27 protein-coding genes and 1 tRNA gene are annotated in these 26,379 nt (G+C 58.8%); 21 read left to right on the top strand and 7 right to left on the bottom strand.

Going from position 1 to position 26,379, the window contains the following annotated elements; genetic code table 11:
* Positions 1-5: 5 nt before the first annotated feature.
* The 3 genes from map to AC1Q5O_RS07365 all read right to left on the bottom strand — a co-directional run bounded on the left by map (position 6) and on the right by AC1Q5O_RS07365 (position 1,201).
* Complete coding sequence (gene map / locus AC1Q5O_RS07375; RefSeq protein ID WP_492562255.1) at positions 6-800, bottom strand: type I methionyl aminopeptidase; 795 nt, start codon at positions 798-800, stop codon at positions 6-8.
* Entirely contained in the window at positions 797-1,009 is a 213-nt protein-coding gene (locus AC1Q5O_RS07370) for a ParD-like family protein (RefSeq protein ID WP_492562254.1), read from the bottom strand. The genes map and AC1Q5O_RS07370 overlap by 4 nt, the downstream gene beginning before the upstream one ends.
* A gap of 106 nt (positions 1,010-1,115) precedes the next feature.
* Positions 1,116-1,201 (bottom strand) — tRNA-Leu (locus AC1Q5O_RS07365).
* A gap of 639 nt (positions 1,202-1,840) precedes the next feature.
* Between AC1Q5O_RS07365 and AC1Q5O_RS07360 the strand changes: the two genes are divergently transcribed.
* From AC1Q5O_RS07360 to AC1Q5O_RS07335, 6 genes are all read left to right on the top strand, one after another.
* Positions 1,841-3,337, top strand: coding sequence for an ArnT family glycosyltransferase (locus AC1Q5O_RS07360; protein WP_492562253.1), 1,497 nt, complete (start codon positions 1,841-1,843; stop codon positions 3,335-3,337).
* 151 nt (positions 3,338-3,488) lie between these two features.
* Positions 3,489-5,303, top strand: coding sequence for an adenine deaminase (gene ade / locus AC1Q5O_RS07355; protein ID WP_464660755.1), 1,815 nt, complete (start codon positions 3,489-3,491; stop codon positions 5,301-5,303).
* Entirely contained in the window at positions 5,300-6,559 is a 1,260-nt protein-coding gene (ilvA, locus tag AC1Q5O_RS07350) for a threonine ammonia-lyase IlvA (RefSeq protein ID WP_472461006.1), read from the top strand. Before ade ends, ilvA begins: the two co-directional genes overlap by 4 nt.
* A gap of 78 nt (positions 6,560-6,637) precedes the next feature.
* Positions 6,638-6,883, top strand: a complete 246-nt coding sequence (locus AC1Q5O_RS07345) for an RDD family protein (RefSeq protein WP_223613110.1) — start codon at positions 6,638-6,640, stop codon at positions 6,881-6,883.
* 9 nt (positions 6,884-6,892) lie between these two features.
* The gene (locus AC1Q5O_RS07340) at positions 6,893-7,441 is read left to right on the top strand and encodes a DUF1697 domain-containing protein (RefSeq protein ID WP_492562252.1); all 549 of its coding nucleotides are present in this window, start codon (positions 6,893-6,895) and stop codon (positions 7,439-7,441) included.
* On the top strand, positions 7,438-7,974 hold the full coding sequence (locus AC1Q5O_RS07335; RefSeq protein ID WP_464660751.1) for a DUF1697 domain-containing protein: 537 nt from the start codon (positions 7,438-7,440) through the stop codon (positions 7,972-7,974). The genes AC1Q5O_RS07340 and AC1Q5O_RS07335 overlap by 4 nt, the downstream gene beginning before the upstream one ends.
* Here AC1Q5O_RS07335 and AC1Q5O_RS07330 read toward each other — a convergent pair.
* A complete protein-coding gene (locus AC1Q5O_RS07330) occupies positions 7,942-9,366 on the bottom strand; it encodes an aminotransferase-like domain-containing protein (protein ID WP_492562251.1) in 1,425 nt (474 codons plus the stop codon). The two genes, AC1Q5O_RS07335 and AC1Q5O_RS07330, sit on opposite strands and share 33 nt — an antisense overlap.
* 129 nt (positions 9,367-9,495) lie before the next feature.
* Here AC1Q5O_RS07330 and AC1Q5O_RS07325 point away from each other — a divergent pair, with 129 nt between their 5' ends.
* The 11 genes from AC1Q5O_RS07325 (at position 9,496) to AC1Q5O_RS07275 (ending at position 18,936) form a co-directional block, all read left to right on the top strand.
* Complete coding sequence (locus AC1Q5O_RS07325) at positions 9,496-10,359, top strand: DMT family transporter (RefSeq protein WP_492562250.1); 864 nt, start codon at positions 9,496-9,498, stop codon at positions 10,357-10,359.
* Between the two features lie 70 nt (positions 10,360-10,429).
* Positions 10,430-10,708 (top strand): type II toxin-antitoxin system RelE/ParE family toxin, encoded by a 279-nt coding sequence (locus tag AC1Q5O_RS07320; RefSeq protein WP_223613115.1) that lies wholly within the window; start codon positions 10,430-10,432, stop codon positions 10,706-10,708.
* Between the two features lie 13 nt (positions 10,709-10,721).
* Positions 10,722-11,012, top strand: coding sequence for a HigA family addiction module antitoxin (locus tag AC1Q5O_RS07315; protein WP_223613116.1), 291 nt, complete (start codon positions 10,722-10,724; stop codon positions 11,010-11,012).
* Positions 11,013-11,153: 141 nt separating this feature from the next.
* A complete protein-coding gene (locus tag AC1Q5O_RS07310; protein ID WP_492563104.1) occupies positions 11,154-12,350 on the top strand; it encodes an HPP family protein in 1,197 nt (398 codons plus the stop codon).
* 332 nt (positions 12,351-12,682) lie between these two features.
* Positions 12,683-14,017, top strand: coding sequence for a DEAD/DEAH box helicase (locus AC1Q5O_RS07305; RefSeq protein WP_223613487.1), 1,335 nt, complete (start codon positions 12,683-12,685; stop codon positions 14,015-14,017).
* 190 nt (positions 14,018-14,207) lie between these two features.
* Positions 14,208-15,242 (top strand): cysteine synthase A, encoded by a 1,035-nt coding sequence (locus AC1Q5O_RS07300; RefSeq protein ID WP_492562249.1) that lies wholly within the window; start codon positions 14,208-14,210, stop codon positions 15,240-15,242.
* On the top strand, positions 15,242-15,988 hold the full coding sequence (locus AC1Q5O_RS07295; RefSeq protein ID WP_492562248.1) for an alanyl-tRNA editing protein: 747 nt from the start codon (positions 15,242-15,244) through the stop codon (positions 15,986-15,988). Before AC1Q5O_RS07300 ends, AC1Q5O_RS07295 begins: the two co-directional genes overlap by 1 nt.
* A 2-nt stretch (positions 15,989-15,990) precedes the next feature.
* Complete coding sequence (gene sseA, locus AC1Q5O_RS07290) at positions 15,991-16,848, top strand: 3-mercaptopyruvate sulfurtransferase (protein WP_492562247.1); 858 nt, start codon at positions 15,991-15,993, stop codon at positions 16,846-16,848.
* Entirely contained in the window at positions 16,845-17,381 is a 537-nt protein-coding gene (locus AC1Q5O_RS07285) for a GNAT family N-acetyltransferase (protein WP_223613121.1), read from the top strand. The genes sseA and AC1Q5O_RS07285 overlap by 4 nt, the downstream gene beginning before the upstream one ends.
* 109 nt (positions 17,382-17,490) lie before the next feature.
* Positions 17,491-18,048, top strand: coding sequence for an OmpA family protein (locus tag AC1Q5O_RS07280; protein ID WP_492562246.1), 558 nt, complete (start codon positions 17,491-17,493; stop codon positions 18,046-18,048).
* Between the two features lie 396 nt (positions 18,049-18,444).
* Positions 18,445-18,936 (top strand): DUF1203 domain-containing protein, encoded by a 492-nt coding sequence (locus tag AC1Q5O_RS07275; RefSeq protein ID WP_492562245.1) that lies wholly within the window; start codon positions 18,445-18,447, stop codon positions 18,934-18,936.
* 59 nt (positions 18,937-18,995) lie between these two features.
* Here the strand turns inward: AC1Q5O_RS07275 and ald are convergent, their stop codons facing one another.
* Positions 18,996-20,111, bottom strand: coding sequence for an alanine dehydrogenase (gene ald, locus AC1Q5O_RS07270; RefSeq protein ID WP_223613123.1), 1,116 nt, complete (start codon positions 20,109-20,111; stop codon positions 18,996-18,998).
* Positions 20,112-20,265: 154 nt separating this feature from the next.
* Between ald and AC1Q5O_RS07265 the strand changes: the two genes are divergently transcribed.
* Entirely contained in the window at positions 20,266-20,754 is a 489-nt protein-coding gene (locus AC1Q5O_RS07265; RefSeq protein ID WP_223613124.1) for an Lrp/AsnC family transcriptional regulator, read from the top strand.
* A 95-nt stretch (positions 20,755-20,849) separates the two neighbouring features.
* Positions 20,850-22,826, top strand: a complete 1,977-nt coding sequence (locus tag AC1Q5O_RS07260) for a bifunctional 2',3'-cyclic-nucleotide 2'-phosphodiesterase/3'-nucleotidase (protein ID WP_492562244.1) — start codon at positions 20,850-20,852, stop codon at positions 22,824-22,826.
* Here AC1Q5O_RS07260 and AC1Q5O_RS07255 read toward each other — a convergent pair.
* Together AC1Q5O_RS07255 and AC1Q5O_RS07250 are read right to left on the bottom strand one after the other, a co-directional pair.
* On the bottom strand, positions 22,816-23,178 hold the full coding sequence (locus tag AC1Q5O_RS07255; protein WP_223613126.1) for an MmcQ/YjbR family DNA-binding protein: 363 nt from the start codon (positions 23,176-23,178) through the stop codon (positions 22,816-22,818). The two genes, AC1Q5O_RS07260 and AC1Q5O_RS07255, sit on opposite strands and share 11 nt — an antisense overlap.
* On the bottom strand, positions 23,175-24,437 hold the full coding sequence (locus tag AC1Q5O_RS07250) for a class I SAM-dependent methyltransferase (protein WP_492562243.1): 1,263 nt from the start codon (positions 24,435-24,437) through the stop codon (positions 23,175-23,177). Before AC1Q5O_RS07250 ends, AC1Q5O_RS07255 begins: the two co-directional genes overlap by 4 nt.
* 652 nt (positions 24,438-25,089) lie before the next feature.
* Here AC1Q5O_RS07250 and AC1Q5O_RS07245 point away from each other — a divergent pair.
* Positions 25,090-25,596, top strand: coding sequence for a Csu type fimbrial protein (locus AC1Q5O_RS07245; RefSeq protein WP_492562242.1), 507 nt, complete (start codon positions 25,090-25,092; stop codon positions 25,594-25,596).
* Between the two features lie 24 nt (positions 25,597-25,620).
* Positions 25,621-26,340, top strand: a complete 720-nt coding sequence (locus AC1Q5O_RS07240) for a fimbrial biogenesis chaperone (protein WP_492562241.1) — start codon at positions 25,621-25,623, stop codon at positions 26,338-26,340.
* Positions 26,341-26,379: the final 39 nt, after the last annotated feature.

The raw sequence follows: 26,379 nt of genomic DNA, 5'->3' as shown, positions 1-26,379 counted from the left end.
TTGAATCAGCCCACCAGCGCAAGCCGCCTGAGCGGTCCTGCCGTCCATTCGTCAGGACGCAGCGTCAGTACGGACACACCGGAGGCTGTAACGGCTACGGTGTGTTCAAACTGTGCGGAAAGTGACCCGTCCCTCGTTACGACAGTCCAGCCGTCGGCTTGTGTTTTTACGGTCCGGCGGCCCTGATTGAGCATCGGCTCGATGGTGAAAACCATGCCCTCACGCAGGGTGAGGCCGGTTCCCGGCTTTCCGAAGTGCAGGATCTGCGGTTCCTCATGCATCTCCCGGCCGATGCCGTGACCGCAATATTCATGCACTACCGAATAGCCATGGCGCTTGGCATGGCGTTCGATTGCCCAGCCGATGTCGCCAAGCCGCGCACCCGGTCGAACGGTGCGGATGCCCATCCACATGGCTTCGTAAGCGGTGTGGACCAGCCGCCTTGCGGCCGGATTGACGCTGCCAACGAGATAGGTCTTGCTGGAATCTGCGATATAGCCGTTCTTCTCCAGCGTGATGTCGAAATTAACGATGTCGCCGTCCCGAAGCATCTCCGATTGGGACGGGACGCCATGGCAGACCACATCGTTCACCGAGGAATTCAGCACAAAACCATAGCCGTACTGACCTTTGCTCGCAGGGCGGGCCTGAAGATCATGGACGATGAACCGCTCGGCCATTGCATTGATCTGAAGTGTCGACATGCCGATCAGCGAGGTTCGATCCAGCAGCCCGAACACGGACGCCAGCAGCCGGCCGGATTCGGCCAGCAATGCCAGTTCCTGGGGCTGCTTCGTCATGCTTCACTCGCGGCCAGCGGTTGCACGGAAACGCCGGCGGAACTGAGCTCGCGCTCGATGATCGCGGTGAAACTGAGCGTCGGATTGGTCTCGCAGAGCATGCCGATTTTGATCCAATAGGCGGCCTGCGCATTGATTGAGCGGCACGATACTTTGCTCGCCCTGCGCAGCTGATCGTGCAGATCGTCATCTATGCTCACAATACCCATGGGTATCTCCATATATGGTTCGTAAATGAAGCGTATATAATATGGATATGAAAAGGCCAAGGGCAACGTTGCACAGCAGCATGATGAAACGCGCGGGGATGGGAAATGGTGCGGACGGCGGGGGTCGAACCCGCATGACCTATGGCCGAGGGATTTTAAGTCCCTTGCGTCTACCAGTTTCGCCACGTCCGCGCGCCTATGCTTTTCAACGGTTCGGACGATTCCGTCAACAGCCGTTTGCCGGAAAATCGGGGCTCGATCACGTTCCCACGCCCATGGTCCAATGACCGGGCCCCGAAGCCGAAAGCAACCGGCATGACAGAGACGGATGAAGGGCACGGAAATTTAGTTGAAAGTTCAGTTTAATTTTTGGCGCTATTGTCTTCACAAAAAAGCGCAAAAGGAAAGGGCGGGATACTGACCGATCCCGCCCCTTCACCCCACCCCAGGAATTGTTCTTGTTTTGGTGAGGCTTGAATATTCGTGTGAGATTTGCTGTTCAGATGCCGCCGTCAATCTTGCATTCCAAGCGCACGAAGTACTCAGCGCTCTGTCGTTTCACCACTCACAGGCTGCCGACCGCATTAATCGTAGACGTTATGCTCGATCTCTCCCTGAACATTGCAACTACAGTTAGCGACATTAGCCACTTGCATAGACTTGAAAAGGGACGCTGCTGTCCCTTTTTGAAATATGCCCGTTGCGCCGACCCAAACGTGCGCGAAGCATTTCGTGCAACGGGATGTGCGGCACGATCATCGACTGCACGTACTGGTGGATTTCCACATCCAGTTGGACTAGAAGCGGCTTATCCAAAAGTATGAGAGAACAATGTCCGCTATTCCGCTTCAATCTCCATTGCGCAGTGTCAGACAGCTGGCGTCGGAGAATCCGGGGCTGCTGTTTGTTCTGCTGTATTTCGCCTTTCAGGTGGTGTTCCTGACGATCATTTCCAACGGCGCCGGTGTCGACGATGCCGAGCAGCTGGCCTATGTCGGCGCGCTGCAATGGGGCTATGGCGGTTCGCAGCCGCCGCTTTATACCTGGATAAACAGTGTGGCGGGAGATATCCTCGGCATCCGCATGTCGACCGTCTTCCTGGTGAAGTTCGGCATGCTGGCGAGCCTCTTTGTCAGCGTTTATGCCGGCGCCCGGCTGCTGGGAATGCGCAAAGCCGTTGCAGCGGCCGGCATGGTCGGCGTGTTTCTCCTGCCGCAGATCGCCTGGGAATCACAGCGAACCCTGACGCACTCCGTCGGCGCGACCACCGGTTGCGCCTGGGCATTCCTTGCCTTCGCCTGGCACATGAAATCGCGCTCCTGGCTGTCTGCCGCCTTGCTGGGGCTGGGCATCGCGGCCGGACTTCTCGGAAAATTCAATGCGGGCTTTTTTCTCGTCGGCTTGATCCTGGCCGGGCTTTCTGTTCCGGCCTACCGGGCCGTTCTTCTGTCGTCCAAGTCCATTCTGACACTCGTTGCCTTTTTTGCCGCCGTGACCCCGACTGCCCTTTGGGCGCTCTCCCACATGGACAACCTTCTGGCGCGCTCGCACAAGTTCCAGATCAACGAGGGCGGGCAGTTCATCGCCAGCCGATTGCACGGCGAATGGAAACTGTTCCTCAATGGCGTCCTCTTCTCAGGCGTCGCGCTGGTATTCTTTGCCGTCGCCTGGTGGCGGAGTCGTGCGCAGCAGGTCACACCGAAGGCAGGTTTGAGCGACGGCGAAACCTTTCTCGGCCGTGTTCTGTTTTTCGCCCTGGCAGCCGTCTTTGTCGGCGTGCTCGTGAGCGGTGCCGCCGAGGTCAAGGATCGCTGGCTGCAACCGGTGCTTTTTCTGTCGCCGCTTTATCTGGCAATGCTGCTTGGCCGTTACATCGCGTCGGATCTGCCGCTGAAACGCTTCGCCATTGTCGGTGCGCTGTGCGGACTTGCGGTCATTCCGATACTGGCCGTCAATATCCTCTATGCCTATGAGGGCGGCGCTCCGTCCATCGGCCAGCTCGACTATGGCAAGCTCTACGCGGCGACGCGAGCCGACGGACATTATGTGACCGTCGTTTCCGACGGTCCGCAATTGCCGGGGAATCTGCGTCTTTACGATCAGTCCTTGAGCCCGATCCACTGGGAAATGCCCAATGCGGCGGCTCGTATCCGTTTTCCCGCGCTGTTTGTCTGGTTCGGCGAAGCTCCGAACCCGGTGGTGCAGGGGCTGATGCAAGGCGCCGGCATGACCAACCCGCCCATGAACATCAAGCACATAACGCTCGGTTACAAATACTATCCCGATCAGACCAAGGTTGTGAGCTACGTGGTTGTTCCGGCGCGTTGACAAGCAGACGGATAGGCATGCCGCCCTTATCGTCTGACGCCGTGCGGCGATTGCCCAAGATTTCAGGTTTTTTTCAACGATTGCGCTGGAATCACGGTTGCAGGCGTCTTTTTCGTATATGGATTATATTCGTAATGAGTGAGGTGATGAGATGAGCAGACAGGCGAGAACCAGCAACAAGCCGCAGGCATGGACAGAAGCAGCGCCCTTGCTGGTGGATGTCGCCATGGGTCGCAGTCATGCCGATCTTGTCGTGCGCAACGGCCGCCTTGTCAGCGTGTATTCCGGCGAGATTATTGCGGGCATCGATATCGCCGTTGTTGCCGGGCGGTTTGCCTTTGTCGGTCATGGTGCGGAACACTGCATCGGACCGAAGACCAAGGTGATCGATGCGGGCGGCCGCTACCTCGTGCCGGGCCTGTGCGATGCGCATATGCATGTGGAAAGCGGGATGGTCACCGTCACCGAATTCACCCGCGCCGTCATCCCGCATGGCACGACGTCCATGTTCATCGATCCGCATGAAATCGCCAATGTGCTTGGTCTGGAGGGCGTCCGGCTGATGCATGACGAGGCGCTGGCCATGCCGATCAACGTGCATGTGCAGATGCCAAGCTGTGTCCCGTCGGCGCCGGGTCTTGAGAATGCCGGCGCGGCCATCAGCCCGGCCGACGTGGCGGAGGCCATGACGTGGCCGAACATTGTCGGGCTTGGCGAGGTGATGAATTTCCCCGGCGTTGCCAACAATGACGCAACCATGCGCGGCGGTATCGATGCGACGGTCAAGGCGGGCAAGACGGTGGGCGGGCATTTTGCCTCGCCGGAACTCGGCCGTGCCTTCCATGGCTATGTGGCGGGCGGGCCGGAGGACGATCACGAGGGCACGCGCATGGAAGATGCGATTGCCCGCGTGCGCCAGGGTATGCGCGCCATGCTGCGCCTCGGCTCGGCCTGGTACGATGTCGCCAGCCAGATCAAGGCGGTGACGGAGCAGGGGATTGATCCGCGCAATTTCATCCTGTGCACCGACGACAGCCATTCCGGCACGCTGGTCAATGACGGTCACATGGACCGGGTGGTTCGCCACGCGATCGCACAGGGATTGAAACCGGTGACGGCGATCCAGATGGCGACGCTCAACACCGCCCAGCATTTCCGGATGGAGCGCGAGATCGGGTCCATTACCCCCGGCCGCCTTGCCGATTTCCTGATTGTTTCGGATCTCGCCAATCTGACCATCGACCGGGTCTATGGCCGCGGCGTCCTCCTGGCGGAAAAGGGCAAGCTTGCCGCCGACATTCCGGCCTATGACTATCCGGCCTTTGCCAAGAATACGATCAAGCTCGGCAAGAAACTCAATGCCAGGGATTTCGACATCAAGGCGCCGAAACCCGGCAAGCAGGTGACGGCGCGGGTGATCGGCGTCATCGAGAACCAGGCGCCGACAAAGGCGCTGGAGGCCGAACTGCCGGTGTCCGACGGCATCGTGCAGATGGACCGGCGCAATGATGTGTGCCAGATCGCTCTGGTGGAGCGGCATCGCGGCACCGGAGCGGTGGTCAACGGTTTTGTCTCCGGCTTCGGCTATACGCTGGATTGCGCCATGGCGTCGACAGTTGCCCATGACAGCCACCACATGATCGTTGTCGGCACCAACAAGGATGACATGGCAAAAGCCGCCAACCGCCTCGGCGAAGTCGGCGGAGGCGTGGTGCTGTTCTCCAAGGGACGCGAGCTGGCGCTGGTCGAAATGCCGATTGCCGGACTGATGTCGGACCAGCGGGCGGAAGTCGTTGCGGCCAAGGCGGACAAGCTGGTGAATGCCATGCGCGCCATGGGATGCAGCCTGAACAACGCCTATATGCAGCACTCGCTGCTGGCGCTGGTGGTCATTCCCGAATTGCGTATTTCCGATGTCGGCATTATCGATGTCAGAACATTCGAAAAGGTTGACCTGTTCCTATGACTGCATTCATCAAGGCTGTGGACCGCGCGACGGAAAAAATGCGCGCGCTGTTCCCGGAAACACCGCTGCAACTCAATCATTATCTTTCGCAAAAATATGGCGCGCAGATCTGGCTGAAACGCGAGGATCTGTCGCCGGTGCGATCCTACAAGATTCGCGGTGCCTTCAATTTCATTGCGCATTACTTGAACGAACACAAAACGGAAGATGCGACCTTTGTGTGCGCATCGGCAGGCAATCACGCACAGGGTTTTGCCTTCATTTGCCGCCATTTCGGCAAGCATGGCGTGGTCTTCATGCCGGTTACAACCCCGCAGCAGAAGATCGACAAAACCCGGACATTCGGCGGCGAGTTCATCGAAATCCGCCTCGTCGGCGACATTTTCGACCAGTGCTACGCGGCGGCGCAGGATTTTGCCGCCGACAACAGTGCGGTCATGGTGCCGCCTTTCGACCATACGGATATCATCACCGGGCAGGCGACCGTCGCGCACGAGATCGCAGCGCAGCTTCCCGACAAGCGCAAGCCGGACCTGATCATCCTGCCGGTGGGTGGCGGCGGACTTTCTGCCGGTGTGACGCGCTATCTCACCGACCTTGGCTGGGAAACCCGGTTCCGTTTTGTCGAGCCTGCCGGTGCGCCCAGCCTCAAGCGCAGTCTGGAAGCGGGAAAACGCGTCAAGCTCGATACGGTCGACAACTTTGTCGACGGCGCTGCCGTTGCGGAGATCGGCCGGGAAAACTTCAAGCTTCTCAAGGAGTTCACCGCGGATTCTGTGATGTTGATTCCGGAAAACCGCTTGAGTTCGACCATTATCGAAATGCTGAACATCGAAGGCATCGTTGTCGAACCCGCCGGGGCGCTCGCCATCGATGCCCTCAAGGATTTCAGGAAGAGCGACCTGAAGGGCAAGCGCATTATCCTGGTGATCTCAGGCAGCAATTTCGATTTCGAACGCCTGCCGGAACTGAAGGAACGTTCACTGCGCTATGAGGGATTGAAGAAGTATTTCATCTTCCGTTTCCCGCAGCGTCCGGGTGCGCTGCGGTCATTCCTCGATCTGCTCGGTCCGGAGGATGATGTGGCGCGCTTCGAATATCTCAAGAAATCGGCCCGCAATTTCGGTTCGGTGCTGATCGGTATCGAAACCAAGAACAAGGCGAACTTCGACGCCTTGTTCAAGCGCTTTGACGAAGCGGGCTGGGCCTATCAGGACATCACCGACAACGAAACGATCGCGGGGTTGATTATTTAAGCTACTTATAGTTGCAGTTCGTTTTATCGAATGTCAGACTATTCACTGGGGCGATAGTCCAACGGGGTATGTTTTCAAATGACTGATATTCAACAGAAGCCAACATCGCATTGGCGCATCATTCTTGCTTTTATTCTTGATTTCATCACCGCCTTTGCCGTCCTCGGCTATGTCGTGGCGAGTTTTCTGGGTGGAAAGACCGAAAACGGCTTTTCTCTCAATGGATGGCCGGCGCTGGTCTTTTTCGCATTGATGATTGCCTATTTCGTTGTGGGGAAACGGGTCGGCGGGACGCTGTGGAAGCGCATTCTCGGCGTCAGGTAATGAGGCTGTATGGGGCGCAGAACGACCTACATCATTCTGTTTCGCGGCGTCGGCGGTGCAACATCGCTGCCGGTGCAGCCGTTGAAGGCCGCGCTTCTCGCCGACGGTTTCGAGAAGGTTGCCACCTACATCAATACCGGTAACGTGGTTCTGGTTTCGGACCGGACGCCAAAGCAGATCGTCGCAAGAGTCGCGGCTATCGCTTTGGAAAAATTTGCTTTTTCCAAATCCATCATGATCGTCAGCAAGACTGGATGGAAGAAGCTGATTGCGGGCAATCCGTTTCCTGACGTCGAAGGCAACAAACTGCACGCCTATGTTCTGGAGAAGCATCCCGGCCGGGAGGCCATGGAAGCCCTGGAGCGGAAAAATGCCGGGCCGGAGCAGTTCGCCATCGATGGCTTTGTGCTCTATTATTATCCGCCGCAGGGTGCCCCGGAATCAAAACTTTTCAGCAAGATCGAGACGACGCTCAAAGTCGCCGCGACGGCACGCAACTGGAACACGGTGCTGAAACTCGCGCAACTGGCGGAACAAATCGACAGGGGAGCAGAATGACAAAATATGTGGTGCTGTTCAGGGGAATCAATGTCGGTGGCAACAAGATCGTCAAGATGGAGACCTTGCGGACCGTCCTGGCCGTGGCGGGATTTGGCGATGTCAAAACCTATGTGCAGAGCGGCAATGTGATTTTATCGTCGGATCAGACCGCGCGTCGCGTCGCGGAGATCATCGGGGAAATCTTTCCGCGTACCTTTGGCTTTCCATCGCGCGTAACGATCCGCACTGTGGACGAGTGGAACGCCATGGTGAGCAAGAACGCCTATCCGGAGGCGCTTGACAACCCGAAGAACCTGCATGCGGTGATCATGGATGATGATCCGACGGATGCGGCGCTGGTGGAGCTCGCCAGCCGGGCCGCTGCAACCGAGGAGTTCACCGTGCGCAACAGGGTGCTCTATCTCTACACGCCCGATGGTTTTGGCCGGTCGAAAATGGCCGAGGCGCTCGACAAGGTACTGAAAGTACCGCTTACGGCGCGCAACTGGCGGACGGTTCTAACGCTGCAGAGCATGCTCGCGGCCATTTAGCGCTGTTTCCAGCACGCGCAGGATGCGCGGATCTGCGCACTGGGCGACGTTGAAGCGCATGTAACTGTTGGCCGACTGCGTCTGGCTGAACACGTTGCCGGGCGCAAAAACGATCTTTTCCCTCAGGCCTGCCTGAGCGACTTTTCCGGCGTCGATGCCCTCCGGCAGTTTGCACCAGAGAAACATGCCGCCGCGCGGTTCGATCCATGGCATCACGCCGAGCGCTTTGAGTTTTACACTGGTTTCACCCATGCTGTGGGCGAGGCGAGCCCGCAGATGGTCCATATGCTTGCGGTAGGTGCCATCCTTCAGCATCAGCAGAACGAGTTCCGACGACAGGCGTCCGCCGCCGAAAGAGGTGGCAATGCGCAGGTCGACCAGGCCGTCGATCCAGTCGCGGCGGGCGGCAATGAAGCCGCAGCGCACGGAGGCCGACAGGGATTTGGAAAAGCTGCCCATGTGAATAACGCGCTCCAGCCCGTCGAAGGCGGCAAGGCGCGGCGCTGGTTCATGCTCGAAATCGGCAAAAATATCGTCCTCGACGATGGTGAGGTCGTGCTGTTCCGCCAGCTTGAGCAGGCGGTGGGCAATGACGGGTGACAGCACCGCGCCGGTCGGATTGTGCAGGGCCGAGTTTGTGATGTAGAGGCGCGGGCGATGTTCCGCCAGGGCTTCGGCAAATCGCTCGAGGTCAGGTCCATGCGGCGTATAGGGAACGCTGATGATCTTGACCCGGTGCGCCCGTAGCAGGGCGTGGAAATTGAAATAGCAGGGGTCGTCAACAATGACCGCGTCACCCGGTCCGACGAGGGAGCGGCACAGGAGATCGATGGCCTGCGTGCCGGATTCGGTGATCATGATCTGGTCCGGGGCTGCCTCGATCCCATGTTCGGCCATGCGCCGCGACAGAAGCTGACGCAGCGGCTTCAATCCCAGGGGTGTCGCATAGTCGGTCAACAGGGCGTCGTCGGCGCGCGCCAGTGTCCGCAGCGCGCGGCGTACGCCAGCCTCCGGCATCCACGACGCCGGCAGCCAGCCGCATCCGGGTTTGGGCATGCCGTCATCGGCATCCAGCGACAGGCGTGAAACCCACAGGGGGTCGATGGCGTGATCAAGCCGCGGGCCGATCTCCGCCAGGGACAGCGGCGGCATGTGCCCGGCAACATAAAAGCCGGAGCCGCGGCGCGACTGGATCGTGCCTTCTGCCGCCAGCCGGTCATAGGCTTCGACAATGGTGGATTTCGATACCTGCATCGTTGCGGCAAAGCTGCGGATCGAGGGCAGGCGCGCGCCGGGGCCAAGCGTGCGCGCGGCAATCCGCTGACGAATGGCCTGCATCACTTGCTCGACAAGCGTCGCGTCACGTCCGGCAATTTCGGTTTTTTCATCCATCTGTACCGCTCAACATACCATGACAGTTTTTCTATATTGTACTGTACCGTCTCTGGAAAATCCATGGCTGTGAGGTATCGGCTGGTGGCTGTTCGGACAAGGGTGTTTCGGGCAAAACGAGGTGTACTGATGGACAAGATGACGAGCGGCTGGATCAACGGATTCGTCGGAATGGTGATTTTCAGCGGTTCGCTGCCCGCGACGCGCGTGGCGGTCGCCGATTTCGATCCGGTGTTCCTGACGGTTGCCCGTGCCACGATTGCCGCTTTGCTCGGGCTGGCCATGCTGCTGGCGTTTCGCGAGAAGCGCCCGGCCAAGGCGGATCTCATGTCCTTGCTGGTGGTGGCGCTCGGTGTTGTCGTCGGCTTTCCCCTGTTGACGGCGTTGGCCCTGCGTCATGTCACGTCAGCCCATTCCATCGTGTTCATCGGTCTTCTGCCATTGTCGACGGCGATCTTCGGCGTGCTGCGCGGCGGCGAACGTCCGCGCCCGGTTTTCTGGGTTTTTTCCTGTCTCGGCAGTCTGTGTGTTGTCGGTTTTGCGGCTTATCAGGGGGGCTCAGCCTCGCTGACCGGCGATCTCCTGATGTTCGCGGCCATCATTGTCTGCGGCCTTGGCTATGCGGAAGGCGCGCGGCTGTCGCGCCGGCTTGGCGGCTGGCAGGTCATCTCCTGGGCCCTTGTCGTGTCATTGCCGCTGATGCTGCCGCTGACACTCTACATCATGCCGCATGACTGGAGCGTGATCGGGCAGGGCGCCTGGCTTGGCCTTGCCTATGTCTCGCTGTTTTCCATGCTGATCGGCTTCATCTTCTGGTATCGCGGTCTGGCGCAGGGCGGCATCGCCGCCGTAGGGCAGCTGCAGCTGCTGCAGCCCTTCTTCGGGCTGGTTCTGGCAGCCACGCTGCTGCACGAGACCGTGGGCTGGTCGATGATCCTGGTGACGATGGCCGTTATCCTGTGCGTTGCCGGCGCAAAGCATTTCGCCCGGTAAACGCTGGGGTGAAGCGCAGGATTTCAACCGATCCCCTTGCAAAGTGTATCGTTACAGTTTACAAAAACCTATGATCTTGCGCTTTCGACACAAGGGACTGGAAACTTTCTACCGCACAGGATCGACCCGAGGTATACAACCGGCCCATGCGCCAAAGTTGCTGCGTGTTCTATACGCTCTCGAGAACGCTGTTCGCCCGGAAGAATTGAACTTGCCTGCTTACCGGCTGCACCCGCTAAAGGGCGCATTGAAAGGCCACTGGTCGATTTGGATCAATGGCAATTGGCGCGTGACATTCCGTTTTGATGGAAACGACGTGGAACTCGTGGATTATCTGGACTACCACTGAGAGGATGCTGCAAATGATCAAGACACCACCTCATCCCGGCGAATTGCTCCGCGAAGATGTCTTGGCACCACTCGGCATGAACGTTACCGAGGCGGCAAGCCGACTTGCCATTTCGCGCGTTACGCTTTCGCGCATTCTGAACGGAAAGGCTGGAATAAGCCCGGATCTTGCCGTTCGGCTGGAGCGGGCGGGTGTCAGTACAGCGCGCTTTTGGCTGACACTGCAGACCAGCTATGAACTCGCCAAGGCTCTGCAGCACGAGCAGCCTCCCGTCAAAGCCATTCAGGTGCCGGACGCTGCTTGACGGAAATCAGGCCCTGTCCAAGGTCTCACGCCAGCCAGTCGTGGTCATTTTTTCTGTTTTTCCGCCGTTTTCAAGAAAATCATTCTTTGCCAGCGCGCGTGTCAGGCGGTATGCGCTGAAGCGCAACGTCGAGAACGCATGATGAAAGCACTCCTGTCCAATCTGAAGCGATTCCTGCCCGCGCTGGCGCCGGTCAGCACCATGGAACGCCTGCGCGCCTGCTTCGGCGCTCTGCTGGGCGTCTTTGTCACCGGTGTCGTCAGCGAGCAGGCGCTGGGCGCGACAACGGCCGTGCCGCTGCTGATCGCGCCGATGGGCGCTTCGGCGGTTCTGCTGTTTGCCGTTCCTTCCAGCCCGCTGGCCCAACCCTGGTCAATCATCGTTGGCAATATGGTCGCTGCGCTGATCGGCGTGACCTGTGCAATCTGGATTCCTGATCTCGTCATCGCCTCGGCGGTTGGCGTGTCCCTGGCAATCCTCGCCATGATCGCCACCCGTTCGCTGCATCCGCCAAGCGGAGCTGTCGCCCTGACCGCCGTCCTCGGCGGTCCTGTCGTGCATAATCTCGGTTATGGCTTTGTGCTGTGGCCGGTCGGGCTCAACTCGCTGCTGCTGCTGATTGCAGCTCTGGCCTATAACAATCTGACCGGCCGCCGCTATCCGCACATCGTGCCCGTTCCGGCCGCCAATGTGCACAAGACGGCCGATCCGCTGCCGACGCGCCGTATCGGTTTTACCCCCGCCGACCTCGATTCCGTGCTGCGGCAGTATGACGAAGTGCTCAACATCAGCCCGGATGATCTCGATGCCATCCTGCACAAGACCGAGATGCAGGCCTATCGCAGGCGTTTTGGTGAAGTGCGCTGCGAGCAGATCATGTCCACCGACCTTGCCACGGTGAAAGCCGACACACCATTGCATCTCGCCTGGGCCCTGCTGGTCAAGCATCGCATCAAGGCATTGCCTGTCGTGAACGCTCACCGCAACATCATCGGCATCGTCACCCAGACCGACTTCATGGAGAATGCCAACTGGGATCGGGATGGTGATCTGCATATCGGTCTGGCACGCCGCCTGCGCCGCGCCGTCAAACTGGATCGCCGGGCGCACCGCACGGTTGCCGATATCATGACGAGCGAGGTGCAGTTCGTCCGTCCGCAAACACTGGTGACGGACCTCGTGCCAGCCATGGCGGACCGGGGGCTGCACCATTTACCCGTCGCCGACGACAATGACAAACTTGTCGGCATGGTCACCCAGTCCGACCTCATTGCCGCGCTCTACAGCGGCAACCTCACTGCCGGGCGCCCGGACGAGCCACTGACTTTGGCCGGATGAATCGTTTCACCGAAAGCGCTATTTTGCGGCGCACAATAAAATCGTTTGCTTTTTTGCCCAAGAGGGCCCATATGCCAGTCAGGCGCTTGGACCGGACACTCCGGTCTTCCGATTGCGGACTTCGTGGCGTCTAAGACCTGCTGGCACACTGTCACAGGCACGGCTGCGCAAGTCGCATGGAACCGAAGGGTTCCCCGCGTCTCGTCGTTCATCCCGAATATGTTACATGCAGGTTGCGCCCTGTGATGTGTTTATGGCCCGTGATTCCCATCGCGTCTGGCCAATGAAAGAAGATTGAATTGGAAAATATTGAAAACACCGGCTTTGCCGCCATGGGTCTGAATGCCATCCTGCTGAAAGCAGTCGAGGCAGCTGGAATGGCTACTCCCAAGCCCATCCAGCAGCAGGCTATCCCGGCACAGCTCGCTGGTCAGGACATTCTCGGCATCGCCCAGACGGGCTCCGGCAAGACGGCGGCGTTCAGCCTGCCGATCCTGCAGAAGATCCTGACCATCGGCGACAAGCGCAAGGGCAAGACCGCCCGTGCGCTGATCCTCGCACCCACCCGTGAACTTGCCGTGCAGATCGAAGAAACGGTCCGCAAGCTCTCCAAGGGCGCGCATATTTCGACCGCGCTTGTGCTCGGCGGCGTGTCGCGCGTGGCGCAGATCAACAAGATGCAGGGCGGCGTTGACGTTCTCATCGCCACACCCGGCCGCCTGACCGATCTGGTGCGCGACAACCGCATTGACCTATCGGAAACACGCTGGCTTGTGCTTGATGAGGCCGACCGCATGCTCGACATGGGCTTCATCAATGATGTGAAGCGCATTGCCAAGGGCACGCACAAGGACCGCCAGACCGCGCTGTTCTCCGCAACCATGCCGAAGGAAGTGGCAACGCTGGCTGAAAGCCTGCTGCGCAACCCGATCCGCGTGGAAGTGGCGCCGCAGGGCACCACCGCTGCCGAGATCAAGCAGGTCGTGCACATGATCCCGACCAAGCAGAAGAAGCAGGTCCTGTCGGCCATGCTGAAGGACGAAACGCTGTCTTCGGTCATCGTCTTCACCCGTACCAAGCATGGTGCCGATGCCGTCACCCGTGTTCTGGAGAAGGACGGCTATGATGTGGCTGCCATTCACGGCAACAAGTCGCAGAACGCCCGCCAGCGCGCCCTCAACGGTTTCAAGGACGGTTCGGTGCGTGTTCTGGTTGCCACCGACATTGCCGCGCGCGGCATCGATGTCGTCGGCATCAGCCACGTGATCAATTTCGACCTGCCGGATGAGCCGGAAAGCTATGTGCACCGTATCGGCCGCACGGGCCGCAACGGCGCATCGGGCAATGCGATCACCCTTTATGATCCGGCTGAAGAAGCATCCAAGTTCAAGGCCGTCGAGCGCGTCACACGCATGCGTTTGCCGCTTGCCGATTCGCCGATTGATCTGTCGAGCCTGCCGGCACGTGTTGCCAGCAATGATCAGCGTCCGGCACGCCGCGAAGGCGGCAATGGCGCACCGGCCAAGAAGCCGCATCGCGGTCAGGCACCCGGCAAGCCACGCGAACCGCGCGGCGAAAAGGTCTGGAGCAATGATGGCGGCGCCCCGGCGCAGAAACGCCCGATGCGCCGCAACAAGCGCAAGAGCTTCGGCGCCAAGGCAGCCTAAACCTCGCGACAAAGAATCAATCAGGCCGCCGGTACGATGTACCGGCGGCCTTTTTGTTGGCATCGGCTTGCCGTGATGCGGCAATGCCGGGAAATAAAGACCTGCATTTGCATGACTTTCTGCCATTCGGTGCTTGAATGGTGTGCTGCGGGCAAATAGGTTCAGGCCAAGCAGAATGAGGACTTGGCCCATGTTGAATTCAGTGATCGACGCCATCGGCAACACGCCGCTTATCCGCCTGAGCAAGGCATCGGCTTTGACCGAGTGCGATATTTACGGCAAGGCCGAATTTCTGAACCCGGGACAGTCGGTCAAGGACAGGGCGGCGCTCTATATCATCCGCGATGCGGAAAATCGCGGCCTGCTGCGTCCGGGCGGCGTCATCGTCGAGGGCACGGCGGGCAATACGGGCATCGGCCTGACCATGGTCGCCAAGACCCTGGGCTACCGCACGGTCATCGTTATCCCGGAGACACAAAGCCAGGAAAAGAAGGACGCCCTGCGGCTGCTTGGGGCTGAACTGGTCGAGGTTCCCGCGGTTCCCTACAAGAACCCCGACAATTACGTGAAAGTCTCCGGCCGCCTTGCCGAACAGATGGCAAAGACCGAGCCGAATGGTGCGGTCTGGGCCAACCAGTTCGACAATGTTGCCAATCGTTTGGCGCATGTGGAAACGACCGCGCCGGAAATCTGGCGCGATACCAATGGCAAGGTCGACGGCTTCATCTGCGCCGTTGGTTCCGGCGGAACCCTCGCGGGAACGGCAGCCGGGCTCAAGGCGCGCAACAAGGACATCAAGATCGGCCTTGCCGATCCGCTGGGGGCAGCGCTTTATTCCTACTACACGTCGGGCGAGTTCAAGGCCGAAGGCAGCTCGATCACGGAAGGTATCGGGCAGGGCCGCGTGACGGCCAATCTGGACGGTTTTACCCCGGACTTTTCCTATCAGATACCCGATGCGGACGCGCTGGATGTGGTGTTTGATCTGGTGACGGAAGAGGGGCTTTGCCTGGGCGGTTCGTCCGGAATCAATATTGCCGGTGCTATCCGTCTGGCGCGCGACCTTGGCCCTGGCCACACCATCGTCACGATCCTCTGCGACTACGGCAATCGCTACCAGTCAAAAATGTTCAATCCTGAATTCCTGCGTTCCAAAGATCTGCCGGTACCGCGCTGGATGGAAGCGAAGACGGCCATATCCGTTCCGTTTGAAGGCAATCACTGATGGCATACGATACGACGATACTCTTCCGCGACGATTCCTATCTGAAGGAAATCGAGGCGACTGTCCTCGCCATCAATGAGCGCGGCGGCATTCTCACGGACCAGACGATTTTCTATGCCACGTCAGGCGGGCAGCCCGGCGATACCGGCGTGTTCGTGCGGGCCGACGGCAGTACGATTTCCATCGCCGCAACGGTGACGGGTGAAAGCAAGGAAGAAATCATCCACGTGCCGGCGCCGGAGCAGCCGGTGCCTGCCATCGGCGAAAAGCTCATCCTGCGTATCGATTGGGACCGGCGTTACAAGCTCATGCGCATGCACGCCGCCTGCCATCTGCTCAGCGTTGTCTGCCCGTTTCCGATCACCGGCGCTTCCGTTGCCGAGGATGACAGCCGGGTTGACTTCGACCTGCCGGATGCCGGTGTGACCAAGGAAGACGTGACGAAAAAGCTGATGGAACTGGTCAATGCCAACCATCCGATTTTTACGCGCTGGATTACCGACGAAGAGCTGGCGGCCAATCCGGGTCTGATCAAGTCGAAGAACGTGCGCCCGCCGACGGGCACCGGGCGCATCCGCCTCGTCTGCATCGGCAAGGATGCGTCCATCGACTCGCAGCCTTGCGGCGGAACGCATGTGGCAACAACAGGCGAAGTCGGCGTGATCCATATCGGAAAAATAGAAAAGAAGGGCAAGGAAAACCGGCGGTTCCGTATCCGCTTCGGTGCCTCGCCGGAAGGAGAATGACCGTGGCTGACAAAAGCGCTTTTGTGGTTTCACCCGACTGGTTGCAGGAGCGGTTGGGCCAGCCGGGCCTGAGCATTCTCGATGCGTCGTGGTATTTCCCGTTTCTCAACCGCGACGCGGAGGGCGAGTACAAGACCGCGCATATTCCCGGCGCGGTGTTCTTCGATCATGAAAAACTGTCCGATCCGGAATCGTCCCTGCCACACACGTTGCCAAAGCCGGAAGCTTTCGCGGCGGCGGTCAGCAGCATGGGCATCACCAACAGCGATACGATCGTCGTCTATGACGGGCCCGGCATGAACACGTCACCGCGCGTCTGGTGGATGCTGCGCGTCATGGGTGCAAAGAATGTCTTTGTCCTGGATGGCGGCTTCGATAACTGGAAGAAGGATGGCCGGCCGGTCACCAGCGGCGTTACAAAGATCGCGCCATCGGCTTTCATCGCGGATTTTCAGGCGGACAAGGTGGCGAGTTTTGCCGACATGCGCACGATCGTCGATGCGGGATCACGCCAGATTGCCGATGCGCGGGCAGCAGGCCGCTTTGTCGGCACGGACCCGGAGCCGCGCGCAGGGCTTCGTTCCGGCCATATGCCGGGTGCGCGCAACGTGCCGTCCTCGACATTGGCAGACAAGGGTTATCTGAAGGATATCGCCGGTCTGCGGCAGGTTCTGGATGATGCGGGCGTCGATCTTTCGCGTCCCGTTGTCACCAGTTGCGGCTCAGGCATCACGGCCGCCGTGATCACGCTGGCGCTTGAATCCCTCGGGCACAAGGACAATATCCTCTACGACGGATCGTGGAGCGAGTGGGGTGCACACAAGGATACGCCGGTTGCAACCGGTGAAGCAGAGCAATGACCGAGGCCGCAAAGCCCAAAATACTCAAGACGCGTGTGACCCTGCTGGAAATGACCAACCGGCCGGTCTATTCCATTCCGACGCCTGCCAGCTTCAAACTGGCGATCATGTCGGCCAAGCGGATATCCCTGCCGTTTTATCGCTTTCTCTACGAGCAGGTCGGCAAACCGCATCACTGGTTTGTGCACCGGAACCTCAGCGATGAAGCATTGGCTGCCGCCATTCACCGGGATTCGGTTGAAATCCATGTGCTTTATGTGGACGGCTCGCCTGCCGGCTTTTTTGAGCTGGTGCTCAATCAGGAGCCGGGTGTGGCGGAAATCCTTTATTTCGGCCTTGTGCCGGAGTTTCAGGGGCGGGGTCTTGCAAAATTCTTCCTGAGCGAAGCCATCGTCACGGCGTGGATGAGCAGCCCGGAAAAGGTCATCATCGAGACCAACACGCTCGACAGTCCGCGGGCCCTGCAAATGTATCAGCGCATGGGGTTCAATCCCGTCGGCTTCGCCGATGCGGAAATCGAGGCCTGGCTGTAACGTTGAACTTCGGCACGACCCGTTCATGTACGCTTCATTTTTACTGCGCTATCTCTCCTTCGATAATTGATGCCGTGCAAACTGCCGGTCTGGAAAGGAGAATACACCCATGATCAATCGCCGTGGCCTGCTGCTTGGTCTTGCCGCCGCAACCGTTGCCGCGCCCGCGTTGGCGCAATCACGCCAGATGCCGAGCGCTGCCGAGATCGAGCGGCGGCTGGAAGCTGCCCCGCGCATGCGTGTGCCGGAAGAGCGCCGTGTGACGGTGCGGGAGTTCAAGCGCCGGCCGGAACTGCGCCGCTATGCGCCGTCCATCGACATCCAGTCGATCAATTTTGCCTTTGGCTCTGCTGTCATTCCCCGTTCGGAGCGTGACAAGGTGGAGCGCATTGCCGATGGCCTGCAACGGGTCCTGCGCCGTCGTCGCGGCGAGATTTTTCTCATCGAGGGCCACACGGATGCCGTGGGCTCGTACGAATCCAATCAGATCCTGTCCGAGCAGCGGGCCGAATCCCTCAAGCGCGATCTGGTGCGTTATTTCGGCATTCCGCCACGCGCGCTTGAAACGGTGGGATATGGCGAGGAATATCTTCTGGTTCAAACGGAATATGAGGACTGGCGCAATCGCCGGGTCACCATCCGCCGCGTTACCGATTTCATTCGTTAATATTGGGAACATGACGATACGTGACAGTGATGCCACGTATCGTCTCAATCATTTCGGAAAAGTTTTACAAGCATATCCGTGATCATTTAAAATTCATTCCGCCAATATTTCTGTGATTTTCCTGTGTAACACGCCGGCACCAGGATTTGTTGGCAGCGATAAGGTGACCATTTCCGCTCAGTTGGCAGGTCAACCGCAGAACTTTGACTTCTTCACTTTCAACATCACTGTCACACAATAGTCCGCAAGGCGGCGATGCTTCTGGGCTCGCCAGCCGATGCCAAGCGTGTGTCTGCCGCAGGCCCGATGGCAGCTGGTGAGTGCTGAGACCGGCAGGAATCGGGTGGTTCGCAGGCAGATTTGGGTGTTTGCTTCGGGTCAACGAAGGAGATTCCCATGAGCACGATCCGCTTTATTGCAATGCCGACGACGCTGGCCCGCCACTATCAGGCGGGCGGTGCGGATGCGAACGGCCAGACGCCGGAGACGCATGTTTCCGATGGCGACGGCACGCCGTGCCGCCACTGCCTGCAGAATGTGAAAGCCGGCGACAAATATCTCATCCTGTCGCACCGGCCGTTCCCCGCACCGCAACCCTATGCGGAAACGGGGCCGATCTTCCTGCATGCGGAAGCATGCGAACGCTATGCGGAGACAGCGGACATGCCCGATATGTTCCGCAAGACGCGCGACTACATCCTGCGCGGTTATTCCCGTCAGGACCGGATTGTCTATGGCACCGGCGGCGTGATCCCCACCGATACTATTCCCGTGCGGGCGGCTGAACTGCTGCAGCGCGATGACGTGGCCTATGTGCACATGCGGTCGGCAAGGAACAATTGCTTCCAGTGCCGCATCGAGATGCACGAAGCCGACTGGGTTGTCTGAACGCTGCTCATGAAAAAGCCCGGGCAAAACCCGGGCTTTTCTTTTTTGCGATGCCAGCTTCAGGCCGCGAGAACGGCCTTGGCTTCCACCATTTCGAGGCCAAGCGCTTCGGCGACGGCCTGATTGGTGATGCGGCCCTTGTGAACGTTCAGACCGTTGCGCAGATGCGGGTTGTCCACCAGTGCCTTGACGCCGCGGTCCGCCAGCTGCAGGCCATATTGCAGCGTGGCGTTGTTCAGCGCATGCGCCGAGGTGACCGGTACTGCGCCCGGCATGTTGGCCACGCAATAGTGGATGATGCCGTCGACTTCGTAGGTCGGCTCGGAATGCGTCGTGGCATGGGATGTTTCGAAGCATCCACCCTGATCGATGGCGACATCGACGATCACGGCGCCCTTTTTCATGCCGGACAGCATTTCGCGGGTCACCAGCTTGGGGGCCGCTGCGCCGGGGATGAGGACCGCGCCCACCACGATATCGGCGGAGAACACTTCTTCGTCGAGCGCTTCGATGGTGGAGTAGCGGGTGTGGATGCGGCCATGGAACAGATCGTCGAGCTGGCGCAGGCGCGGGATCGAGCGATCGAGAATGGTCACGTCGGCGCCGAGACCGGCAGCCATCTGTGCCGCATTGATGCCGACAACACCGCCGCCGATGATGGTGACCTTGCCGGGCAGAACGCCGGGCACGCCGCCAAGCAGCACGCCGCGTCCGCCATTGGCCTTCTGCAGCGCTGTGGCGCCCGCCTGAATGGCAAGACGTCCGGCCACTTCCGACATGGGCGCGAGCAGCGGCAGGCCGCCGCGATCATCCGTGACGGTTTCATAGGCAATGGCCGTGACGCCGGAAGCCAGCAGGCCCTTGGTCTGTTCGGGATCGGGGGCGAGGTGGAGATAGGTGTAGAGGAGCTGGCCTTCGCGCAGCTGCGCCCATTCGGACGGCTGGGGCTCTTTCACTTTCACAATCATGTCCGATTGCTGAAAGACTTCTTCGGCGGTTTTGACGATCTTGGCGCCAGCCGCCTGATAGGCTCCGTCGTCGGCGCCTATTCCTGCTCCAGCTCCGGACTGGATAATGACCGTATGGCCGTGGGCGATGTATTCGCGTACGGCCCCCGGAGTGAGACCGACGCGATATTCATGGTTTTTGATTTCTTTCGGGCAGCCTACACGCATTTGCGCCTCCTCTAGAGTCTACTCAAAGTTCCCGTTTGCGGTGCGTATGACATCATGAATCGCTTCGCATGTCCTTGCTAAGCAATATCGACGGCATGCAATTTTTCGAATATTCTTGCGCCAAATTGGTTCTTTGTCGAAGAAAGATCGAACAATGTCGCTGGACAGGATTGATATCGCTATCCTTGATTGCCTGCAAAAGGATGGCCGCATGTCGAATGCAACGCTGGCGGAAAAGGTCGGGCTGTCACAGTCCGCCTGTTCACGCCGCTTGGATATTCTGGAGAAGACGGGTGTCATCCGCGGCTACCACGCACGTCTCTCCAACAAGATGCTCGGTCACCCGGTTACGGTGATCGTCAATATATCCCTCTCGGGCCAGGCCGACAAACAATTGCGCGAATTCGAGACGGCCGTGCGCCGCTGCCCCAATGTGCTGGTCTGCTACCTCATGTCGGGCGAGTACGATTATCTCCTGCGAATTGCAGCCAAGGACCTCGAGGATTACGAACGGATCCACAAGTTCTGGCTTTCGGCGATGCCGCACGTCACCAAGATCAATTCATCCTTTGCCTTGCGCGAGGTGGCGGACCGCACCGGTCTCGGTGTCGAGACCGCGCTCATTGAAATCGCCGGAAGCTGATTGCTGACCGCGAAAGGCCGTGACAAACTCATCATAATTCGGTGATCCTCGCCGGCTAAAAAGCCGCTCATCATCCCTTGCCCTGGAGCCTCGTCATGCAAGAATCGTCATCCGCTCTCACCCGCCGTTCCTTCCTGGCAAGCACGGCCGCAGCCGGGGCCGTGGCAATCCTCCACCCGTTTTCGGCCATGGCAGCGGCTTCGCAGGCGCATCTGCGCATCGTGGCGACCACCGATCTGCATGTGAACGTCTACCCCTATGATTATTATGCCGACAAGGCGAACGACACGATGGGGCTCGCCCGCACGGCATCGATCATCGCAAAAATCCGCGCCGAATCGACCAATTCGATTGTCGTGGACAATGGCGATTTCCTGCAGGGCAATCCGATGGGGGACTACATCGCCTACGAGAAGGGCATGAAGGCCGGTGACGTCCATCCGATCATCAAGGCGATGAACACCATCGGCTACGAAGTGGGAACGCTGGGCAATCACGAGTTCAATTACGGTCTCGATTATATGGACAAGGTACTGGCGGGGGCCGGATATCCCTATGTCTGCGCCAATCTGGTCAAGGGCGAACTCGCGGCAACGCCAACCGACGATCCGCTCTACATGAAGCCTTACCTGATCAAGCAGTACGAGATTGCCGACGGAGCCGGGCAGAAACTGCCTGTGAAGGTTGGGTTTATCGGCTTTGTCCCGCCGCAGATCACGCTGTGGGATGCGCAGAACCTCAAGGGCAAGGTTGTGACGCGCGATATCGTCGAGGCCGCCAAAGCCTGGGTACCGAAGATGAAAGCCGAAGGCGCCGATATCATTGTTGCGCTGTCGCATTCCGGCATTGCGGCGGGGCAGAGCAGCGGCATGGAAAATGCCTCGCTCTATGTGGCGGGCGTTGACGGCATCGATGCCGTCGTCACCGGGCACCAGCATCTGGTCTTCCCTGATCCGAAGGATTTTGCCGGTATTGAGGGCGTCGACGTCAAGAAGGGGACACTGCAGGGCAAGCCTGCCGTCATGGCCGGGTTCTGGGGCTCGCATATGGGCCTGATCGACCTCCTGCTCGAGCGTAACGGCGACAAGTGGAAAGTTGCCGATTTCACCACCGAGGCACGCCCGATCTACGAGCGTGTTGAAAAGGCGGTGAAGCCGCTGGTCGAAAGCCGTCCCGACGTTCTGGAAGCCGCGAAGGCTGACCATGAGGCAACGCTCGCCTATGTCCGCCGCCCGGTGGGCAAGACGTCCGCACCGCTTTATTCCTATTTCGCGCTGGTCGCCGATGATCCGTCGGTGCAGATCGTCTCCAATGCGCAGACCTGGTACATCAAGGACATGCTGAAGGACACGCAGTGGAAGGATTGGCCGGTGCTGTCCGCAGCCGCACCCTTCAAGGCGGGCGGTCGCGGCGGTGCCGACTATTATACGGATGTGCCGGCCGGCGATATCGCCATCAAGAATGTTTCCGATCTCTACCTCTACCCCAACACGGTGCGTGCGGTTGCCATCACCGGGGCGGATGTGAAGGAATGGCTGGAAATGTCATCGGGCATTTTCAAGACCATCGAGCCGGGCAAGCCGGACCAGCCGCTGATCGACACCAGTTTCCCCTCTTACAATTTCGACGTCATCGACGGCGTGTCCTATCAGATCGACCTGTCGCAGCCGGCGAAATATGGCGCGAAGGGTGAACTCGCACATGCGCAGAGCAACCGCATCGTCAACCTGACCTTCGATGGAAAACCGATTGATCCGGCGCAGAAATTTGTCGTGGTGACAAATAACTACCGGGCAGGTGGTGGCGGCAATTTCCCCGGCATCAACGAGAGCAAGGTCATCTTCGTTGCGCCTGACACCAATCGCGACGTGATCGTGCGCTACATCATCGACCAGAAAACCATCAACCCGTCGGCTGATGACAACTGGAAATTCGCTCCGGTGAAGGGTGCCTCAGTGGTGTTCGAATCCGGTCCGAAGGGCAAGAATTTCCTCGCCGATGTGAAAGCCGTGAAAATCGAAGACGCGGGCGACGGGGAAAACGGTTTCACCCGCTACCGCATCACGCTGTAGATTCAACGAGCCTTTTGAGCTTGGCTGGCGCTTTTGCCAGCCAGGCGAGCCGGATGCGGTGCGCAAGTTCCGCATCGGAAATGGTATCGAGATGGATCAGAATATAGGGCCAGCCCTTGTAGTGATCGGTCTCGAAATAGATGTTCGGCGCGCTTTCCATCAGGAGCGGCTTTTCCTCCAGCGGACAATGGATGGCGAATGTGTCCACATCCCGGAGCCGCCCCAGGAACGCATTCCTGGCTTTCAGCGACGGTGTGCCGTGGTGGGTGCCCTGGGTCAGTTCCGGCAGGTGCAATGCATCCGCCAGCGCCCAGATGCGCTCGAAAATTTCATTGAGCGAGATCTCTGTCATGATCTGTAAAACACCTGTCGTACGTCGATATATTCCGATCTGAAACCCGCTTCGCAATAGAAGAGGTAAAACTCCCATAGCTTTTTGAAGCGGACGTCGAAGCCAAGATGTTTGAGTTTGTCCCATGAGTCCCAGAAACGCGCGCGCCATTCGGCCAGCGTGCGGGCATAATCCTGCGGAAAGATGGTCTCGCGATAGAGGTTGAGGCCGAAATCCTTGCCAAGCGTCTTCAAACGGGCCGGTGTCGGCAGCATGCCGCCCGGAAATACATAGCGCTGGATGAAATCGGGACGCTTGCGATAGCGTTCGAACGAGTTTTCGTTGATCGTGATGATCTGCATGCCGGCACTGCCGCCGGGGGCGAGGCATTCCTTCACCTTGCCGAAAAAGACCGGCCAGTATTTCTCGCCGACGGCCTCGAACATTTCGATCGAGGCGATATGATCGTATTGGCCGGTCTCGTCGCGGTAGTCCTGGAACTTGATTTCAACCCTGTCGGAAAGTCCGGCCTTGCGCATCCGTTCCGTCGCAAAATCGAACTGTTCGCGGCTGATGGTCAGACCAGTGACGCGGGCGCCGATCTCGCGCGCCGCAAACTCGGCAAAACCGCCCCAGCCGCAGCCGATCTCGAGCACCCTGCTGTCCCTGGTAATGCCGATATTGCGGGCAAGCGCGCGATATTTCGCGGTCTGCCCGCTTTCAAGGTCATTGGCGCCTTCGGCAAACAATGCGGAGGAATAGGTCATCGTCGGGTCCAGCCATTCGCGATAGAAGGCGTTGCCGAGATCATAGTGCGCAGAGATATTCTTGCGCGAGCGCGAGCGCGTGTTCTCGTTCAGCCAGTGACGCAATCTCTGCACGGTGTTGGCGAACCAGTTCGCTCCGCCGGCAATGTGTTCGCCGATCTGCTGGTTGATGACAAACAGCTCGAGGAACGTGGTCACATCGGGGCTTTCCCAGTCGCCGTCCATATAGGATTCCGCCACGCCGATCGTCCCGGCCGAAAAGGCCCGGCGCGGCAAATTCCAGTTGTGCAGCACCAATGCCGCATCGGGACCGGAGCCTTTGCCGCCCACCTTGAACACCCGTTGGTCGGGGGTGGTGATGGTCAGCGTGCCGCGGGGGAGGTGCGCTGCGGCTCTCAGAGCGGCCTGAACCTTCAACGGCAGGCCCTTGAGCGCCGCGCCGACATTTTCCGGTGTCAGCCATTTCAGCTGTGCCAGAGAATCGGATGACGTGGGTATTCCTTGCTGTGCCATGTCGCGGTCTTTCATGCTTCCGGCGCAATCTTTGCCGCCAAAAAACAAATGTTCAAGAGCAATTCATCACGATGCAGTATAGCGCTGCAATTGGGCGGCGAAACGGAGTTTTACGCCGACGTCCCGCATTGCCGGCGACGGATCATTTCAGCCGGTGAACTGCGACAACAGCAGAACACTCGTGTTCATCTGGACCACCAAGAGTAAATTTCCGGGTAATTTTGATTCTCTCCATTTCACCGTCAATAGAATCATTTCGCGATGCGCGAGCGCAATGATGACGCGGGAAACGAAAATATCATGATGCTTATGTTGCAGAATATATCCTGTACATTTGTTGCTTGCTGTATTCATAAGAAATTACTTCGATAGTAAAATAAAATGCAATAGACGGAAATATGTAATTTTATCAATGAATAAACCTAGTCTTTTGATGTAACGTAAATTCACAGTTTTTTGGAAGAAATATGTCGTTTTTTCGCGTGATAGTACAAATTGCGACAGATGTCGCGAAAGCTGAGCAATATTGCCGACTGTTCGATAAGTTCTTTTAAAGATGTAATACTTAAGTATTATGGGGTGGAGAGCTACTGAGTCATTTATAGAGAATCGGAGGTGCTTGCCCGCGGCAAGCAAACCTTGAGGAGGATGAATGAGTTTCGGATATTCGGTGCGCAATTTCACGACAGTCGGGCTAGCCGCTTTGCTTGGCCTTTCCAGTCCGGCATGGGCGGTCACGGCAACGGGAAGTTTCACTGTCCAGATCACCATTCAGGCGTCCTGTGTTTTTGTCAGTGCCACCACATTGACCTTCACTGCCGTGGGTGTGATCGCGGCGAATGACGATGCGTCCACCACGCTTTCCGTACAGTGTACCAACACGACGCCCTACAATATCGGGTTGAGTGCCGGGTTGGGCACCGGTGCAACGGTCGCTTCGCGCAAGATGACGGGGACCGGCGGCGCGCTGGTCAATTATACCCTCTATTCCGATACCAACAGAACCACCGTGTGGGGGCAGACCGTCGGTACCGATACGGTCTCAGCCTCGGGTACCGGCGCGGCGCAATCCTATACGGTCTATGGGCGGGTTCCCGTCCAGACAACACCGGCGCCCGGCGCCTACACCGACACGATCACGGTGACGGTCACTTACTGAGAATAACATATGGAGGTGGACAGGATGCGATCCATGCTTAAAGGCATTGGAGCGATGGGGCTCTTTATGCTGCTTTACGGTAACGCCACAGCAACTTCGCTGCGTGTGGCCCCGACTAATCTGGAAATGATAGCGCCGGGAAGCGCAGCCGTGCTGACGCTGACGAACGAGGCAAAGCGGCCGATCAACGTGCAGATCCGGGTCTTTCGCTGGGCGCAGACAAACGGCGTCGAGCAGCTCGAACCCACCAACGATGTGGTGGTCAGTCCGCCATCGACGGCTTTGTCCGCCAACAAGGATTATCTCGTGCGGGTTATCCGGGTGAGTAAAAAGCCGGTCACGCGGGAAGAAAGTTACCGGGTCATCGTGGATGAATTGCCCGATCCTGCCCGCCGCAAGTCCGGCACGGTCACTCTGGTCGTGCGCTATTCCATTCCGGTGTTCTTCAAGGGACCCGATGCTTCCGCGCCAAAAGTGGCCTGGACAATCAAGCGCTCCGGCAACGGGCTTGTCCTTGCCGCCCGCAACAATGGCGATACGCGACTACGCCTCTCCGAGCTGCAATTGATCCAAAACGGCCGCGAAATCGCGACGAGGAAGGGGTTGGTTGGTTATGTCCTGGGCGGCGCTTCCATGGAATGGCCGGTTGGCGGTGGCAAGTCCGTGTCATCCGGTGCTGTTTCCATGAAGGCGCAAAGCGATTCTGGACCGCTTGATGTCAACGTTGCGGTCAGCGGCCGCTAGTCTTGTTGTGGCACTCTGCATAGGCCCGTGTATTCTTAC

The sequence above is a fragment of the Phyllobacterium sp. MT110 genome, from assembly GCF_058792715.1.
The sequence above is the reverse complement of the archived record's forward strand: the minus strand, read 5'-3'. Positions and strand labels throughout refer to the sequence as shown.

Bases quoted from the DNA above. Each gene is read 5' to 3' on its own strand.
- AC1Q5O_RS07310 (WP_492563104.1), top strand. From the start codon at position 11,154: ATGAAAGCACTCCTGTCCAATCTGAAGCGATTCCTGCCCGCGCTGGCG.
- AC1Q5O_RS07315 (WP_223613116.1), top strand. From the start codon at position 10,722: ATGATCAAGACACCACCTCATCCCGGCGAATTGCTCCGCGAAGATGTC.
- AC1Q5O_RS07295 (WP_492562248.1), top strand. From the start codon at position 15,242: ATGGCATACGATACGACGATACTCTTCCGCGACGATTCCTATCTGAAG.
- ilvA (WP_472461006.1), top strand. From the start codon at position 5,300: ATGACTGCATTCATCAAGGCTGTGGACCGCGCGACGGAAAAAATGCGC.
- AC1Q5O_RS07285 (WP_223613121.1), top strand. From the start codon at position 16,845: ATGACCGAGGCCGCAAAGCCCAAAATACTCAAGACGCGTGTGACCCTG.
- AC1Q5O_RS07255 (WP_223613126.1), bottom strand. From the start codon at position 23,178: ATGACAGAGATCTCGCTCAATGAAATTTTCGAGCGCATCTGGGCGCTG.
- AC1Q5O_RS07260 (WP_492562244.1), top strand. From the start codon at position 20,850: ATGCAAGAATCGTCATCCGCTCTCACCCGCCGTTCCTTCCTGGCAAGC.
- AC1Q5O_RS07340 (WP_492562252.1), top strand. From the start codon at position 6,893: ATGGGGCGCAGAACGACCTACATCATTCTGTTTCGCGGCGTCGGCGGT.
- AC1Q5O_RS07300 (WP_492562249.1), top strand. From the start codon at position 14,208: ATGTTGAATTCAGTGATCGACGCCATCGGCAACACGCCGCTTATCCGC.
- AC1Q5O_RS07280 (WP_492562246.1), top strand. From the start codon at position 17,491: ATGATCAATCGCCGTGGCCTGCTGCTTGGTCTTGCCGCCGCAACCGTT.
- AC1Q5O_RS07320 (WP_223613115.1), top strand. From the start codon at position 10,430: ATGATCTTGCGCTTTCGACACAAGGGACTGGAAACTTTCTACCGCACA.
- AC1Q5O_RS07265 (WP_223613124.1), top strand. From the start codon at position 20,266: ATGTCGCTGGACAGGATTGATATCGCTATCCTTGATTGCCTGCAAAAG.
- AC1Q5O_RS07360 (WP_492562253.1), top strand. From the start codon at position 1,841: ATGTCCGCTATTCCGCTTCAATCTCCATTGCGCAGTGTCAGACAGCTG.
- AC1Q5O_RS07335 (WP_464660751.1), top strand. From the start codon at position 7,438: ATGACAAAATATGTGGTGCTGTTCAGGGGAATCAATGTCGGTGGCAAC.
- AC1Q5O_RS07325 (WP_492562250.1), top strand. From the start codon at position 9,496: ATGGACAAGATGACGAGCGGCTGGATCAACGGATTCGTCGGAATGGTG.
- ald (WP_223613123.1), bottom strand. From the start codon at position 20,111: ATGCGTGTAGGCTGCCCGAAAGAAATCAAAAACCATGAATATCGCGTC.
- AC1Q5O_RS07330 (WP_492562251.1), bottom strand. From the start codon at position 9,366: ATGGATGAAAAAACCGAAATTGCCGGACGTGACGCGACGCTTGTCGAG.
- map (WP_492562255.1), bottom strand. From the start codon at position 800: ATGACGAAGCAGCCCCAGGAACTGGCATTGCTGGCCGAATCCGGCCGG.
- AC1Q5O_RS07275 (WP_492562245.1), top strand. From the start codon at position 18,445: ATGAGCACGATCCGCTTTATTGCAATGCCGACGACGCTGGCCCGCCAC.
- AC1Q5O_RS07245 (WP_492562242.1), top strand. From the start codon at position 25,090: ATGAGTTTCGGATATTCGGTGCGCAATTTCACGACAGTCGGGCTAGCC.
- AC1Q5O_RS07240 (WP_492562241.1), top strand. From the start codon at position 25,621: ATGCGATCCATGCTTAAAGGCATTGGAGCGATGGGGCTCTTTATGCTG.
- AC1Q5O_RS07370 (WP_492562254.1), bottom strand. From the start codon at position 1,009: ATGGGTATTGTGAGCATAGATGACGATCTGCACGATCAGCTGCGCAGG.
- ade (WP_464660755.1), top strand. From the start codon at position 3,489: ATGAGCAGACAGGCGAGAACCAGCAACAAGCCGCAGGCATGGACAGAA.
- AC1Q5O_RS07305 (WP_223613487.1), top strand. From the start codon at position 12,683: ATGGGTCTGAATGCCATCCTGCTGAAAGCAGTCGAGGCAGCTGGAATG.
- AC1Q5O_RS07345 (WP_223613110.1), top strand. From the start codon at position 6,638: ATGACTGATATTCAACAGAAGCCAACATCGCATTGGCGCATCATTCTT.
- AC1Q5O_RS07250 (WP_492562243.1), bottom strand. From the start codon at position 24,437: ATGGCACAGCAAGGAATACCCACGTCATCCGATTCTCTGGCACAGCTG.